Raw genomic sequence first — 14,518 nt, forward strand, 5'->3', positions numbered from 1 at the left:
GCCGGCGTTCCCTCCCGGCCGGGTTTTGCTTTGCAGCGATCAGATCCAGGTCTTGGCTCGGATGGAATTCGCCAGGTCGACCAGCGCATAGCGGTGATTGCGGCCGGGGGCGCTGCGGGCCAGGGCGCGCAGCCCGGCCTCGGTGCCCGCACGCAGCTCGCGCTCGGTGAACGGCGCGCCGAAGAGGGTCGTCCCGTCGCTCCTGGGCGTATTGCCCGATTGCAGCCAGGCCAGCGCGGCACCGAGGACGAGCACGCGCATCTGGGTCTTGCGGCTCTCCCCACTCGGCAGGCCGACGACGCGCGAGGCCGAAAGGTGCAGGGTGGATTCGGGGAGTTCGGCGATCGGGGCGGCGGTGAGCAATAGCCACACCGCGGTCATCCGGGCCGTTGTGTAGTGCCGGGAGGCGGCGGGTACCTCGTCGAGCGCACGCACGGCCTCGTCGACCTGACCCGCCTCGGCCGACTGCCTGGCCAGGCCGAATGCTGCGCTCACCACGGCGCGATCGGTGCGCCAGACAGTGGCGTAGAACTTCTCCGCATAAGCCCGCCACTGTTCGTGGTTGTCCGAATCCCAATGCTGCAGAACGAGTTCCGCGGTCGCCGCGAGTGCGAGCTTGGGCGCGATCTCGCCGGGCAGCACTCGCAGTACCGCATCGAAGCTGTTGTAGGCCTGCTCGTAATCCAACTCGAGCAACTGGGCCTGGCCCAGGTACCAGTCGATGCGCCAATCGTGATCGCCGGGCAGCGGTGACAGCATCTGCAGCACCGCCGCCGATTCGCCGAGTTCGAGCCGGAGCTTTGCCTCGGCCAGCGTCAGCTCCAGATCCCATGTCTCCTGGGTTTTTTCGGGATCGGCCACGGCGCGCTCATGTGCCTCCTGCAACGCCGCGAGCGCATCGTTCGGTTCCGGATGTGCCACGGCCGCGAGCACCGGCACCGATGCGTCCGTCGGATCGATGAGCGGAACCGGAAGGGCGGCAGCCACTTCGACGGCGCGCAGCAGATTGCTTCTGGCGATGCCGTCGGCATAGGCGTCGGTTTGGCTGATCAACTCCTCGGTGCCGAAGCTGCCGCGCTGTGGACTGAAAACTGTGGACAGCTGTGGATGTTCGGCGCCGGTCTCCATGGACAGGATCTCGCGCAGTACCCCGGCCAGCTGCGCCGACATGACGCGTGCGGAGGGGAAGCGGCGCGCGGGATCGGGATCGGTCGCGCACAGCAGCAGGCGATGGAAGAACTCGTAGCGTTCGAGCACCGGATGGTCGGCGGGGTCGGGAATGCCGTCGAGATAGCGTCCCTGTTCCATCGGCATGCTCAGCGTCAGCACGGCCAGCGTCCGCCCGACGGTGTAGATGTCCGAGGCGACCGTCGGTCCGGTCCTGGCGATCTCGGGTGCCTGAAAACCCCTGGTGCCGTATAGGTTTCCGTAGGCATCGATGGTGGTGACGGCACCCAGGTCGATGAGTTTGACCTGATCCTCGGTGACCATGATGTTGTCGGGTTTGAGGTCGTTGTAGGTCAACCCGATCGAATGCAGATACTCCAGCGCGGGCAGGATCTCCAGCAGATATGCGATCGCCTCGGGGACCGGCATCCGCTCCGGCCGCGGATAGGTGTCGAGCATATCGCGCAGCGAGCGGCCGCCGACGTACTCCATGACGATGTAGCCGATCGACTCGCCGTCCGGTCCGGTGTGCTCGACGAAGTTGTGGATCTTGACGATGCTGGGATGTGCCACCTCGGCCAGGAATTGGCGTTCGGCGACGGCCACCGCCTGCGCCTCGGTATCGCCCGCGTGCAGCAGACCCTTCAGGACGACCCAGCGGTCGCTGACATTGCGGTCGATCGCGAGATAGATCCAGCCGAGTCCACCGTGCGCGATACAGCCCTGGATCTCGTACTGGCTCGACACCATATCGCCGTCGTGCAGTGACGGGCGGAAATCATATGGCGCACCGCAGGTTTCGCAGGTGCCCGCGGTTGTCGCGGGGCGGGTCGCGGTGGCGCGGCCGACCGGATTGCCGCAGCGCCAACAGAAGCGCCTGCCCTCGGAGACGACGGGATCGGCGAGCACCGCGGTGCGTGGATCGGCGGGCGGGATATTCGGAATCGTGACCAGCCCGGCGCCGAGTTTGCGCGTAGTCGGTCGCGAGCGCGCGGTGCGGACACTGCGTCCGGAGGTGCGCATGGTCGCGGCGGAGGTCGGCTCCGGGGCATTCCATGCGCCTACGGTGAATTCGGCGGCCATATTGTCGCGGCGGGCAGTTTCGCCGGACGCGGGCTGGTAGCCGATGGCCTTGTGGGAGGCGCGGTGCTCACGGATCGTTTCGGCGGCGGCGGGCTGGTGACGAACCGTCTCACCGGAAGCGGCACCGGCATTTTCGCCCTCGGTCCCCCCGGTGCCGGAAGTGGTCTCGGGACGCAGGTTTTCGGCCTCCGGGCCGGTATCCGGTGACCACCTGATCGTCTCGATGGCCGCGGAGCCCGGTTCGGGTGGTTCGTAAAGTGCGGCTGCCCTTGCATTTTGTCCGGATTCCTCGGCGGGTTCCTTCGGCTCGCCCTCGGTCGAATCGGTGGCATCGTGCGGTGATGTCATCGCCGTCAGTCCTGATAGGTCGCGACGGGCGGCGCTGGGACCGGCCCTAGAGCGATGAGGTATTGCTGGTACAGCCGGGCCCATGTGCCGTCATTGCGGATGCGCTCCAGCGTGCCGTTGACGAAGCGGACGAGATCGTCGTTGCCCTTGGGGATTCCGATGCCGTAGGGCTCGACGCTGATGCTGGGGCCGACCAACTCGGTGTACGACGAGTCCTGCGTGGCCAGACCCGCGAGGATGGCGTCGTCGGTGCTGATCGCGTCGACCTGACGCTGCTGCAGCACGACCAAACAGTCGGCCCAGGTCGGCACGGTGAGGATGGTCGCGCCGGGCTGCTCGCGGCGCATGTGATCCAGCGAGGTGGTGCCGGATACGATGCACACCCGCTTACCGGCCAAATCGGCCAGACTTCGGATACCGGAGTTCTTCACCGCGAGCACGCGCTGATTCGCGTGCAGGTAGACGGTCGAGAAGCTGACTTTCTGCCGCCGCTCGCAGTTGATCGTCATCGTCTTGGCGACAATATCGACGACGTGATTCTGCAGCGCGGACTCGCGCTCCGCGGACCCGAGACTGCGGTACTCGATCTGCTCCGGACTACCGAACAGATCGCGCGCGACCTCCCTGGCGATATCGGCATCGAACCCGACAATGGTGCCGCTCACCGGATCACGGAAGCTGAAAAGGTTGCTGCCGGTATCCAAGCCGACCACCAGCCGGCCGCGGGCCCGAATCGCATCGATCGTCGGGCCACGGGCGGCCGCTCCCGCCCCGGTGGGTCGCAGACTCGCGGTCGGATCGCCGCACTGCTCGTCGCGTTCGGCTGGAATCGGTGAGTCCGTCGGTATCGAAACGGCTTTGGCGGGAAGCGGCGGTTCGGTGTATTTGGTGGTCTTCGTATCGATCGTGTCCGAGCCCGCTGCGCACCCGGCGAGCAGGGCGATTGCGGCGAGCGCGGCGAGTAGCCCGCGCACGCGGTTCACCGGTACTCCCGAAGTCGCGGCCAGATACCGAGGCCGACATAGCCTGCGGCGAGTATCCCCAACACCATCGCGCCCGGTGCCAGGAAATCCAGTGACCGGGCCGCGCCGGAGATGTTGTCGCGCAACGTATTGCGCGTCGCGTCCAGGGCCAGGCCTAGTGCGTCGTCCAGTGCTTCCACCTGTGCCGCGGCATCCGCCGAGCCCGGCCCGGTCGCCACCGTCGCCGCCCCGATGAAATCGCCGCGGGCGAGGGTGTCGTTCATGTGCTGATGGGCCGCTCGCCAACGGGTAAGCGCCTCACGGGCCTTCGCGATCTCATCGGCTGCGGGCGCATCGGATGGATAGCCGCTGAGCAGTTCGTTGATCCGGGTCACGCTGGACTCGTAGGTCCGGTCGTAATCGCCGGTGGCGTCGCGGCGCACCAGCTTCAGCGTCTCCGCCGAACGCGCCTGCTGGGTGAGGATGCGGCTCTCGGTCAGCCGGGAGCTCGGCACCGCGCCGTGGTCTCGGCCACCGATCATCTCCGCGGCCGAGACCGATCCGGCGACCACCGTCCACGCCAACAGGATCAGCATCCCGGTGGAGGCGAGCAGCAGTCCCGGATTGAGCACGCGGTGCCAGCGCTTCGACAGATCGAACTGCGCCCAGACCAGTGCTCCCAGCGCCAAGATCAGCACACCGATCGCGGGCCACGGCGGCTGCACGTGATGCCGCTGGGCCGCGCTCACGGCATCGGAGCGATGGCTCTGCAGCTGTGCGGCCATCGGCAGCAGGACGGTCTGCATCTGATTCGATGCCTCGCTCAAATACGCGGCGCCGACCGGGTACCCGTTGCGATTGTTCGCGCGGGCGGTTTCGACCAGACCAGAGTAGACCGGCAGGCCGGTCGCGATGCCCGTACGCAGTCGGGTATCCGGGTCGTCGTCGGTGGCCTGTCCGGCCGCGTGACCCGATTGCGTCACCAATTCCGCGGACGCCTCGCCCAGCGCCTGGCTGTAGCGATCGCGCACGGTCTCCGGTTCCAGGCCGCCCGCGATGAACGCGGTACTCGCCGCGGCGTCCGCGATGGACAGCGACGTGTAGAGGTGGTGGGAGGAGTTCGCATCCGGCTCGGTGTCGTCGAGCAGGATCTCCAGCGCCTGCTGGCGATCGCTCACCGTCGAGGCGGTCATCATGCCCGCGGCCAGGCACAGGCCGATGAGCAGCAGACCGATGGCGATGAGCCGGCCCGGTGTCGATAGCGCGAAGGATCGTAGGTTGGCCGGGTCCAGATGGGCGCGCAGCCCAGCTTCGCGCGGCACGTCCAGCCGCTCGGGCCCGACATCGGCCGTGACCGACGGCGGCCGCGGGGCCGTCGTCGAGTCGAGCGCTGCCATCTCCACCTCCCCGGTTGCTGCGCACATGTGCTCCTGCTGGGAGCTTATTGTGGTCTTACCGGCGCCGTGGCGTGTGAAACAACCGCGCGACGGCTAGATGAGGATGGTAACCAGATGCGTGGTGACGGTGACGGTTGGTCACGCGACCCGGACGGATTGCGGCATTGGGGCCGCTTCGGCGCCGCCGGACTTCTGCTGCGCGCCCCGCTCGCGGGCGGCGGTTCTGCGGTGTTGTTGCAGCACCGCGCGCCGTGGAGTCATCAGGGCGGCACCTGGGCGCTGCCCGGCGGCGCCCGCGACAGCCACGAGACCCCGGTGCACGCGGCGGTCCGCGAGGCATGGGAAGAAGCGGGCATCGATCCCGCCGATGTTCGAGTGCGCGGCGAGCGAATCACCGCGACGGCATTGAGCGGCTGGACATACACCACCGTTGTCGCCGATGCCGTCATGACTCTGCCGACCAGTCGCAACCGGGAGAGCAGTGCGTTGGCCTGGGTTCCCGAGGACGAGGTCGACAGCCATCCGCTACACCCCGGCTTCGCCGCCTCCTGGCCTGCGTTGCGGGCGGCTCCGGCGCGTGTCCGCCTCGACGACATCGATGTGGACGACGCCGGTACGGTCGCGGCCGCGCTGCCTCGTACCGTCGACCTCGCCGATCAGGGCTTCGTCTGGTTGCACGCGGATCCCGAAGGCCCCGGTGCCTACGCCCGCATCGTCGACGCGGATATCGATGCGACGGACGCCGTGCAGACAGACGCGAATTCGGAGACCGCCCCGGCCGATTCGATCCTGTCGCTCACCCGAGTCCAGGTTTTGTCCTGAAAGTGCGTGTTCCGACATCAGTTAGCAGCCCGCAGCCGATTGAGTGGGCAGCGGACTGAGCTTCAGGCGTGGTCGTCCTGTTCGGGTTGACTGGGCTGTGGTGGGTCTTGTTGTCCTGCACCGACTCCTCGGCGGCGGCTGCCCCAATGTCGTCTGCCGTCTCGTGGTTTTCCTGGCCGTGCTGGGTGCGTCGTGTGCCGTACCCGGCTTACCTCCCGCAGTCGGGTGGTCAGCCCGTGGCTACCAGCTCAGTCCACTGGCTGTGGTTGCGTTCTCGAGAGTTCGTCGACGGTAGTCGAATGGTGGTTGCGGGTGGGTTGTGGAGCGACCAATTGACTACCCTCGATGAGCCGAGTTGTGGAGCAGCGCGGTTTTGAGGTGCCGTGCGGCTGCTTCGGGGTCGCGGGCTTCGGTGATCGCGCGGACTACGACGACGCGCTCGGCTCCCGCCGCCAGCACCTCGGGTAGTCGTTCGGCGTCGATGCCGCCGATTGCGAACCACGGACGGGTCGGATGGGCGTCCGCGGTGGAGCGCACCAGGTCCAGGCCCGCCGCCTGACGTCCCGGCTTCGTCGGCGTGGCCCATACCGGTCCGGTGCAGAAATAGTCGACGTTCTCGTCGACCGCCGCGAGCCCGGCCTGCGCGCGGTTGGTGGTGGAGCGCCCGATCACCACATCGGGTCCGAGAATGCGTCGCGCGTACCACGGCGGCAGATCGTTCTGTCCGAGGTGCAGCACATCGGCCCCGGCGGCGAGCGCGATATCGGCACGGTCGTTCACCCCGACCAGTGCGCCGTGCCTGCGGGCCGCGGCCTTCAATTCGGCGAGTGCGCCGATCTCGGCCTTGGCCTCGAGCGGGCCGAACTTCGCCTCGCCGGGCGACCCCTTATCCCTGAGCTGAATGATGTCGACACCGCCCGCGAAGGCGGCCTCGGCGAACCTGGCCAGGTCGCCCTTCTCCCTGCGTGCGTCCGTGCAGAGATACAGCCGGGCGGTAGCCAAACGCTCCCTGGGCGGTAGGGACCGGAACTGGTGGGAGGGTTGCACGTGCTCGACCGTAGTCGCGCTACCGTGGGGATGCGAATAGTGAGGCAGGTGGATCAAATGCGGACTCTGGCCGTCGTCGGTGGCGGCGCCATCGGACTCGCCGCCGCCTGGCGGGCGGCCGAGGCGGGATGGTCGGTCACCGTATTCGATCCCACCGTCGGCTCCGGCGCCTCCTGGGTTGCCGGGGGGATGCTCGCACCACTGTCCGAGGGCTGGCCGGGGGAGGACCTGGTCCTGGAATTCGGCGCCGCCTCGTTGGCTCGCTGGCCCGACTTCGCCGCCCGGCTGGAATCGGCTACCGGCGTATCGGTATTCGTCGCCGATGAAACCCTGACGGTCGCGCTGGACGGCGCGGATGCCGCCGATCTGCGCACCGTGGCCGAATGGGTCAGCGGCCGAGGCCATGAGCTCGGGGTGCTCGACCGAGCCGGTGTGCGTGCGCTGGAACCCGCGCTGGCTCGCACCGTGCGCGCCGGTCTGCGCGGCGCCGCTGAACCCGCCATCGATAATCGGCGACTGCTGGATGCTCTCCAAAAAGCTTGTGGCGCAGCCGGAGTCGAGATGCATGCCGAGACGGTCGACGCGTTGGACGCACTGCCGCACGACCAAATCGTGCTCGCCGCGGGCGCGGCGTCGTCGCTGCTGTGGCCCGGACTCCCGGTCCGCCCGGTGAAGGGCGAGATCCTGCGCCTGCGCCATCGTCCGGGCGCGACACCCCCGCCGCAGCGCGTGATTCGCGCGCGCGTGCACGGCAGGCAGGTCTACCTGGTGCCGCGCGCGGATGGAATCGTCGTCGGCGCAACACAATACGAGGCGGGCTACGACACGACGGTGACCGTCGCCGGAGTCCGTGATCTGATCGCCGACGCCGAGGCGGTGCTGCCCGGTATCGGCGAGTACGAATTGGCCGAGGCCAGTGCCGGATCCAGGCCGGGCACTCCCGACAACCTGCCCGTGATCGGACGGCTCACCGACCGGATCGTGGTGGCTACCGGACACGGCCGCAACGGCATGCTCGCGGTGCCGCTCACCGTCGACGCGGTGTTGAGCCTGCTCGATGGCAAATCGCTCGATGACGCGAAAGCCGCCGACCCCCAACGTTTTTCGACGGCGCACCCGCCGTCACTCGCTACATCTGCAGGAGGAGTTCGATGACCTCGGTCCCCATCGGTGTCACCGTGAACGGGCAGGACCACGAATTCGACGGATCCCTCACGGTGCGTGAACTGCTCGATCGTCTCGGGTTGCCGTCGCAGGGCGTCGCGCTCGCGGTGGACGGTGCGGTTTTCCCGAAGTCCCGCTGGGACGAGCCGGTCGGTCGCGGCTGGGAGATCGAAGTGCTTACGGCGGTTCAGGGTGGCTGACGCACTGGAAACCCCTGACGCACTGGAGATTGCGGGCAAGCGGTTCGGCTCCCGCCTCATCATGGGCACCGGCGGCGCCGAGAACCTCGCCGTGCTGGAGGAGGCGCTCATCGCCTCGGGCACCGAGCTCACCACGGTCGCCATGCGCCGGGTCGACGCCGTCGGTGGCACCGGCGTCCTCGACCTGCTCAAACGCCTCGAGATCATGCCACTGCCCAATACCGCTGGTTGTCGCACCGCCGCCGAGGCAGTGCTCACCGCGCAACTGGCCGCCGAGGCGCTCGACACCAATTGGGTCAAACTCGAGGTGATCGCCGACGAGCGCACCCTGCTCCCCGACCCGATCGAATTGCTGACCGCCGCAGAGCAATTGGTCGACGCCGGATTCGTCGTGCTGCCCTACACCACCGACGACCCGATCCTGGCCCGCCGACTGGAGGACGCAGGCTGCGCCGCCGTCATGCCCCTCGGCGCCCCGATCGGCACCGGACTCGGCATCGGCAATCCGCACAATATCGAGATGATCGTGGCGGCTGCGGGCGTCCCGGTCATCCTCGACGCGGGCATCGGCACCGCGAGCGACGCCACGCTGGCCATGGAACTCGGCTGCTCGGCGGTATTGCTCGCCACCGCCGTCACCCGCGCCCAGCACCCGGCCCTCATGGCATCGGCCATGCGCTCTGCGGTCACTGCGGGCCACCTGGCCCGCCACGCAGGCCGCATCCCCAAACGCTTTTGGGCCCAAGCCTCGTCACCGGCCCGCTGAGTCAGGGGAGACCCTGTCGCGCGTGGTTCGGCGCGCGTCGATATGCGCAAGTCAGGCGCGTGAAGCGAGCGCTGGAGGCCGCGCATACTCCTACGGCCGCATTCACATGCCCGTAGGCTCGGATCATGGGCGCGGATCTCGGCGAACGCCTGCAATCGGTTCGGAAGCGGCGCGGACTGACACAGCGGGAGCTTGCACAGGCTTCGGGCGTCTCGGTGTCGCTGGTCCGCAAGATCGAACAGGGTGAGCGCGACGACACCCGGATCGAGACCTTGCGCCGGATGGCCGTCGCGCTGGAGTGCCCGGTGTCGGTGTTGCTCGGCCCGAATCCTGGGGCGCTGGAGAGCAGCGGCAACAGCCTTTGGCTGCCGACCCGTACGGCCATCCTGTCGCCGAACCATGTGCATGATGGTGAGGCAGTGGCCGATCGTGCAATGGAGGAAGCCCTCAGCGGTGCCGTGAAGCTGTACCACGACAACGAATACGAAAGGCTCGCCGCCGTATTGCCTCGGCTGATCGAGGACGGCTACGCCGGGTCTCCACTCATTCGGTCCCGGATTCTGCAACTTGCCGGTTCGGTGCTGGTCCAGACCCGTCAGCTGCCGCCGGCACGCGTGGCGCTCGAGCGTTCCCTGGCCGAAGCCGAGGCAACCGGCAATGTGCTCGACGCGGCGTCGGCTGTGGTGACCCTGTGCTGGCTGCTGCTGGTCGAGCGGCAGTTCGAAAGGGTTCGCAAGCTTGCCACGCAGTGGGCCGATCGGGTTGAGCCGCGACTGTCGGTGGCCACCACACAGGAGATCTCCACTTGGGGTTGGCTGCTGCTACGGGCGTCCGCGGCAGCCATCAGGGACAACCGGTCCGACGAGGCCGACGACATGATGCGGCTCGCCCAGGCCGGGGCGGTCGCGGTTCGCCGCCAACCGGGCGGCTACCACCAATATTGGACAACTTTCGACCCAGCGACGGTCGCGATGAAACGGGTGGAGAACGCGGTCGTGGACGATCGCCCGGACCTGGCGCTCCGACTTGCCCGCAACGTACCGGCGGGTCTGCGGCCGACCTCGGACAACCGGAATCGGCATCTGCTCGACATCGCTCACGCGCATATCGAACTACGTCGCTACGACGCGGCGTTCGAAACCCTGTTCCGCCTGTCGCACGAAGCCCGGCCGTGGTTGATCGAGCAGCGAATGGCTCGGGACCTGGTCGGCCGGATCATCACCCGGCGGCGCACTCTCACCAACGAAATGCGCGAACTGGCAGATCTGGTCCGCCTGGAATATTAAGCGCACCAATACCTTTCGTGTGCCCGCTGCTTCCTGGGCGGTGCCTTCGCTGTGGCACTTTCACGATGTCGCTCATCGAAGTGCCATTGAGTGCCGTAGGCCCCCGGGGTGACTCTCGAGGTAGCACGCGCCGCCGGGTTGACGCCTTCGGCACCTCCGCGGCGGGTGCCCATCACGTCAACGAGGGGGTACATGCGATGCGAGAAGAGCCGACCGCGTTGGGATGGGTCGACCTCGATATCAGTTCGGCGGCGGACTGGGAGGCCGCGCAGGTGCGGCGGCTGGCGCAGCGGCTCGGGTATGCGCTGATCTGGCCGCCGGAATCATCGCCGCTACCGCTGGTCGACCAGGTGCGCTGTGCTGATGTGGATGCGGTGATCGCGCCGTCGCTCGAACATCTGAATGTGCTTGCGGTGAACGCGATCATGAGCGTGGCCGACGTGGAGATCGTGCTGCCGCGGCTGTCGTTCCATCGTTGGGCGGCGGTCGCGCCTTCCGGGCGGCTGCGGTGAGCGAGCGCCAGCGAGTGAACCATCAGCACAGTGCGCAAACGCGCACGACGGAGCCGAGCGTCAGCGAGGCGCGGTCGTGAGCGGGACGGTTGTGTTCGAGTTGGCCGTGGCGGCCGGGTTGCCGCTGGCGGTGCTCGTCGGTGCGGTGTGCTGGCCGACCCATGACTGCGATGATGGGGACGACGAGTAAGCCCCTGTTCGCTTACGCCCAACGACTGGCCTTCCGGAGACCTGCCGCGCGTGGCCCGTTAACCGCGCGGCCCGTTAACGGAGACATCGGTCGGGGAGATTCCCTGATGCGGCCCGGGGCCTTCGTCATCCTCGAGGATGATTGAACTCGGCACCATTTAATGACGCGCGTGGCCGCGCAATGAGGAAAGCTGGTCATCATGATCGAGCTGAGGGGCCTGACCAAGCATTACGGGCAGACCGTCGCGGTTCAAGATCTCTCCTTCACCGTTCGACCCGGACAGGTGACGGGCTTTCTTGGGCCGAACGGCGCCGGTAAATCCACCACCATGCGAATGATCCTCGGCCTGGACAAGCCGACCGCGGGCACCGCGTTGATCCAGGGCAAGCCGTACCACGAGCTGGACCATCCGCTGCGCGCCGTCGGTGCGCTGCTGGATGCCAAGTGGGTGCATCCGAACCGTTCGGCCCGCGCGCATTTGCAGTGGATGGCCGCCTCGAACGAGATCGCCATGTCCCGCGTGGACGAGGTGCTGCGGCTGGTCGGCCTGTCCGAGGTGGCGGGTAAGAATGCCGGTGGCTTCTCCCTCGGCATGTCGCAGCGGCTCGGCCTGGCCGGGGCGCTGCTCGGCGATCCGCCGGTACTGCTGTTCGACGAGCCCGTGAACGGCCTGGACCCCGAGGGCATCCTCTGGATCCGCCGCTTCATGCAGCGGCTCGCGGCAGAGGGGCGGACGGTGCTGGTCTCCAGCCATTTGCTCTCCGAAATGGCCCAGACCGCAGAGCATTTGGTCGTGATCGGACGTGGTCAGCTGATTTCCGATTCGACCACCCAGGAATTCATCGAGCGCGCCTCGGAACAGTCGGTGCGCGTGCGTAGTCCGCAGCTCGAGCAGTTGCGCAGCCTGCTCACCTCCAATGGCATGACCGTCCGCGAGGACGGCACGGGCCAGGACGGCGCCGCATTGGTCGTGGCCGGGGTGACCAGCGACACGGTCGGCAAGCTGGCCGGTTCGAACGACATCACCCTGTACGAATTGGCGCCGCAGCGGGCTTCGCTGGAGGAGGCATTCATGCGGATGACCGGCGGCGCGGTGCAGTACCACGGCGAAGGTTTCGACCCGGCGGGAGCGTCAGGCCCGGAGGCGGCAGCTCGCGAAACCACGCAGGGCCCCGCGTCCTACACAGCGATGGGAGGTGCGCTCTGATGGGCGTGCTGGCAGCGGAACGTATCAAGCTCACCTCGACCCGGTCGCCGTGGTGGTGCTCGGCGATCGTGGTGGTGCTCGCCCTCGGCTTGGCCGCGCTGTTCGCGGCGGTGGCCCGTTCGTCGTCGGGCAAGGAGAATGCGCTCGACCTGACCGTCGGCACCGCGGTCGGCGGGATCAGCGGATTCGGCGTGATGGTCCTGATGATCATGGCCACCTTGACCGTGACCAGCGAATACCGCTTCGGCATCATCCGGACCACCTACCAGGCGACACCGCATCGCGCCAAGGTGATCGCCACCAAGGCGGGTCTGGTCGGCGTGTACGGCGCGGTGCTCACCATCGTGCTGGCCTTCGCCGCCTTCGCGATCGCCAAGGCGATCGGCGGCGATGCGAGCAAAAACCTCACGCTCTCTGGCGGCGATGCCTGGCGCGAGATCTACGGCATTCCGGTCTATGCCCTGCTCAGCGTGATCCTGGCGGTCGGCATCGGGGTGCTGGTCCGGCAGTCGGCCGCGGCGATTTCACTGATCGTGCTCTGGCCTCTGCTGATCGAGCCGCTGCTCGGCGCGTTCGGCAGCTTCGGGCGCAATGTGCAGCCGTTCCTGCCCTTCGCGAATGCGAGCCACTTCTACAGCGCCTCGGAATCCACGGCCAACTGGCACTGGGGACCGTGGGGTGGCCTGCTCTACTTCGCGGCTTTCGTCGCAATTGTCTTCGGCGCTGCACTGGTTATGGTCAACCAACGCGATGCATGATTGAACTACCCGAGTTGCCCTCCCTCGCCGCTCGGGTGACGGGTGCCGACCTTGTCGGGAGGTCCGAGCGCCCCGCGCACTGTCCGCCACTGCCCGGCGGACTATGCGAACATCGGCCCGGTGTGTGAATCCCCTTCCACACCGGGCCGGTGTATGTATTCGGGCAATCCAGGCCGTATGTGAACATCCCGGAAACTAAGCCCGGCACCGCTTCCATCCAGAATCGATGCTGGCTACTCTCGGAGTCGGCAACCAGTGAGTTACCCATTGGCGGACCCGGCGTAGTGCCCGCTCAGTCTGATCGAGGGGGCACAGGTGGCGACAATAAGTAACCCGCCGACGGTTGGTCGGCTGAGATACGCTCGGGGCGTGACCGAAACACCTTCCGGCGGTGCTGAGCCGGGGATGGAACCGGAAGACAACGGGGGCGTTCCGTCCGAGGTGACCATACCGTTGGTACCCGCTGATGAGGACCGATCCGCTCGTCGTCCCGGCTCGGGGATTCGACGCGGACAGTTTTCCGCACTGGTGAATGCCGCGAATCAGCGGCCCGACCTCATCGGCGTACTGCGCAAGGCGCGCGAACAACTGCCCGGTGACCCGTCTTTCGGTGACCCACTGTCGGTTTCGGGTCCGGGTGGTGCCCGCGCGGTTGCGCGCGCGGCGGATAAGTTGGTCGGCGATACGCCGAGCGCGGCCCGGGAAATCGGGTTCGGCGCGCTGCAGGTCTGGCAGGCCATGTTGGAGCGCGTAGGCGGCGGTCGAGGTAGCGAAGAAATAACTGTGATGTTCACCGACCTGGTGGCGTTCTCCAGTTGGTCGCTCTCGGCGGGCGATGAGGCGACCCTCGAACTGTTGCGCGGGGTTGCCAAGGCCATCGAGCCGCCGATCGCCGACCGTGGCGGTCATGTGGTCAAGCGCATGGGTGACGGCGTGATGGCGGTGTTCACCTCGGCCGATCGTGCGGTGCGCGCCGCTGTGCAGGCAAAACGGAATCTGGCCGACGTCAGTGTGCGCGGTTATCGCCCGCAGATGCGGATCGGTCTGCACACCGGCTCGCCGCGCGAGATCGGTGGGGACTGGCTCGGCGTGGATGTGACGATCGCCGCCCGTGTGATGGAGGCCGGCGGCAACGGCAACACCATGCTTTCCCACGCGACATTGCAGTCCGTCGAACCGGAGACGCTCGAGGAGCTCGGGTTCTCGGTCAAGCCGTATAGGCGCAGTTTATTCGCCGCACCACTGAGCGGCGTGCCGGAGGATCTACGGATCTTCCGCCTGTCGAAGAACTGAGCTGTGCTGATTGCAGCGCCTTCGGCGCGGCGTGTTCGCGGCCCCCTGGTGTCTCGCGTCCGCGTCGTCGAGACTCGCGACTTCGTCGCATGCGCTTCGACGACTCGGACGCGAGACGGGCCGCGAACGTCGCTCGTAAGACTCGCTCCGTGGTGGTCGAGTGGGGCTACATCAACCAGACGACCGCGCCCGCAGCTGCTAGGAGGGCGAGCGCTATCAGGGCGATTGCGAGTGGGCGGGCGGTCTTCCAGGTGGAGTAGGCCCCGCCCAGCAGGAACCCGGCCAGCGCGAACAGGATGACGGACGACATCTGGTC

Annotated in this window: 14 protein-coding genes; 9 read left to right on the forward strand and 5 right to left on the reverse strand. The window is 67.4% G+C overall.

The genetic code is table 11. The features are described from left to right. Window positions 1-39 precede the first annotated feature (39 nt). Genes ACFYOW_RS36255 through ACFYOW_RS36265 form a run of 3 tightly spaced genes read right to left on the reverse strand, consistent with a single transcriptional unit; the run spans window position 40 to window position 4,957 of the window. Window positions 40-2,598, reverse strand: coding sequence for a tetratricopeptide repeat protein (locus ACFYOW_RS36255; protein WP_387294560.1), 2,559 nt, complete (start codon window positions 2,596-2,598; stop codon window positions 40-42). Between the two features lie 5 nt (window positions 2,599-2,603). Beyond that, window positions 2,604-3,581 (reverse strand): glutamate ABC transporter substrate-binding protein, encoded by a 978-nt coding sequence (locus tag ACFYOW_RS36260; protein ID WP_387294561.1) that lies wholly within the window; start codon window positions 3,579-3,581, stop codon window positions 2,604-2,606. Continuing rightward, a complete protein-coding gene (locus tag ACFYOW_RS36265) occupies window positions 3,578-4,957 on the reverse strand; it encodes a hypothetical protein (RefSeq protein ID WP_387294562.1) in 1,380 nt (459 codons plus the stop codon). Before ACFYOW_RS36265 ends, ACFYOW_RS36260 begins: the two co-directional genes overlap by 4 nt. 114 nt (window positions 4,958-5,071) lie before the next feature. Here ACFYOW_RS36265 and ACFYOW_RS36270 point away from each other — a divergent pair, with 114 nt between their 5' ends. After that, on the forward strand, window positions 5,072-5,779 hold the full coding sequence (locus ACFYOW_RS36270; RefSeq protein ID WP_387294563.1) for an NUDIX domain-containing protein: 708 nt from the start codon (window positions 5,072-5,074) through the stop codon (window positions 5,777-5,779). A 336-nt stretch (window positions 5,780-6,115) separates the two neighbouring features. Here ACFYOW_RS36270 and thiE read toward each other — a convergent pair whose 3' ends face one another. Continuing rightward, the gene (thiE, locus tag ACFYOW_RS36275) at window positions 6,116-6,826 is read right to left on the reverse strand and encodes a thiamine phosphate synthase (protein ID WP_387294564.1); all 711 of its coding nucleotides are present in this window, start codon (window positions 6,824-6,826) and stop codon (window positions 6,116-6,118) included. Between the two features lie 57 nt (window positions 6,827-6,883). On the opposite strand from thiE, the gene thiO reads away from it, so the two are divergent. The 8 genes from thiO to ACFYOW_RS36315 all read left to right on the forward strand — a co-directional run bounded on the left by thiO (window position 6,884) and on the right by ACFYOW_RS36315 (window position 14,202). Beyond that, the gene (thiO, locus tag ACFYOW_RS36280) at window positions 6,884-7,981 is read left to right on the forward strand and encodes a glycine oxidase ThiO (protein ID WP_387294565.1); all 1,098 of its coding nucleotides are present in this window, start codon (window positions 6,884-6,886) and stop codon (window positions 7,979-7,981) included. Continuing rightward, window positions 7,978-8,190: a sulfur carrier protein ThiS gene (gene thiS / locus ACFYOW_RS36285; RefSeq protein WP_387294566.1), complete on the forward strand. Its 213-nt coding sequence runs from the start codon at window positions 7,978-7,980 to the stop codon at window positions 8,188-8,190. Before thiO ends, thiS begins: the two co-directional genes overlap by 4 nt. Further along, a complete protein-coding gene (locus ACFYOW_RS36290; RefSeq protein WP_387294567.1) occupies window positions 8,183-8,956 on the forward strand; it encodes a thiazole synthase in 774 nt (257 codons plus the stop codon). Before thiS ends, ACFYOW_RS36290 begins: the two co-directional genes overlap by 8 nt. A gap of 125 nt (window positions 8,957-9,081) precedes the next feature. Beyond that, window positions 9,082-10,242, forward strand: coding sequence for a helix-turn-helix domain-containing protein (locus ACFYOW_RS36295; RefSeq protein ID WP_387294568.1), 1,161 nt, complete (start codon window positions 9,082-9,084; stop codon window positions 10,240-10,242). Window positions 10,243-10,439: 197 nt separating this feature from the next. Then, entirely contained in the window at window positions 10,440-10,754 is a 315-nt protein-coding gene (locus tag ACFYOW_RS36300) for a hypothetical protein (RefSeq protein ID WP_387294570.1), read from the forward strand. A gap of 389 nt (window positions 10,755-11,143) precedes the next feature. After that, window positions 11,144-12,151, forward strand: a complete 1,008-nt coding sequence (locus tag ACFYOW_RS36305) for an ABC transporter ATP-binding protein (protein WP_387294571.1) — start codon at window positions 11,144-11,146, stop codon at window positions 12,149-12,151. Continuing rightward, entirely contained in the window at window positions 12,151-12,909 is a 759-nt protein-coding gene (locus ACFYOW_RS36310; protein WP_387294572.1) for an ABC transporter permease, read from the forward strand. The genes ACFYOW_RS36305 and ACFYOW_RS36310 overlap by 1 nt, the downstream gene beginning before the upstream one ends. 369 nt (window positions 12,910-13,278) lie before the next feature. Next, the gene (locus ACFYOW_RS36315) at window positions 13,279-14,202 is read left to right on the forward strand and encodes an adenylate/guanylate cyclase domain-containing protein (protein WP_387294574.1); all 924 of its coding nucleotides are present in this window, start codon (window positions 13,279-13,281) and stop codon (window positions 14,200-14,202) included. Window positions 14,203-14,368: 166 nt separating this feature from the next. Here ACFYOW_RS36315 and ACFYOW_RS36320 read toward each other — a convergent pair whose 3' ends face one another. Beyond that, window positions 14,369-14,512 carry a hypothetical protein gene (locus ACFYOW_RS36320; RefSeq protein ID WP_387294575.1) on the reverse strand — a complete coding sequence of 48 codons (144 nt, stop codon included), beginning with the start codon at window positions 14,510-14,512 and terminating at the stop codon, window positions 14,369-14,371. Window positions 14,513-14,518: the final 6 nt, after the last annotated feature.

This window comes from Nocardia sp. NPDC006982 (assembly GCF_042869435.1).
Lineage (GTDB): Bacteria > Actinomycetota > Actinomycetes > Mycobacteriales > Mycobacteriaceae > Nocardia.

Coding starts and splice junctions, on each gene's coding strand:
- ACFYOW_RS36255 (WP_387294560.1), bottom strand. CDS start 2,598: ATGACATCACCGCACGATGCCACCGATTCGACCGAGGGCGAGCCGAAG.
- ACFYOW_RS36265 (WP_387294562.1), bottom strand. CDS start 4,957: ATGGCAGCGCTCGACTCGACGACGGCCCCGCGGCCGCCGTCGGTCACG.
- ACFYOW_RS36270 (WP_387294563.1), top strand. CDS start 5,072: ATGCGTGGTGACGGTGACGGTTGGTCACGCGACCCGGACGGATTGCGG.
- thiO (WP_387294565.1), top strand. CDS start 6,884: ATGCGGACTCTGGCCGTCGTCGGTGGCGGCGCCATCGGACTCGCCGCC.
- thiS (WP_387294566.1), top strand. CDS start 7,978: ATGACCTCGGTCCCCATCGGTGTCACCGTGAACGGGCAGGACCACGAA.
- ACFYOW_RS36295 (WP_387294568.1), top strand. CDS start 9,082: ATGGGCGCGGATCTCGGCGAACGCCTGCAATCGGTTCGGAAGCGGCGC.
- ACFYOW_RS36300 (WP_387294570.1), top strand. CDS start 10,440: ATGCGAGAAGAGCCGACCGCGTTGGGATGGGTCGACCTCGATATCAGT.
- ACFYOW_RS36305 (WP_387294571.1), top strand. CDS start 11,144: ATGATCGAGCTGAGGGGCCTGACCAAGCATTACGGGCAGACCGTCGCG.
- ACFYOW_RS36310 (WP_387294572.1), top strand. CDS start 12,151: ATGGGCGTGCTGGCAGCGGAACGTATCAAGCTCACCTCGACCCGGTCG.
- ACFYOW_RS36320 (WP_387294575.1), bottom strand. CDS start 14,512: ATGTCGTCCGTCATCCTGTTCGCGCTGGCCGGGTTCCTGCTGGGCGGG.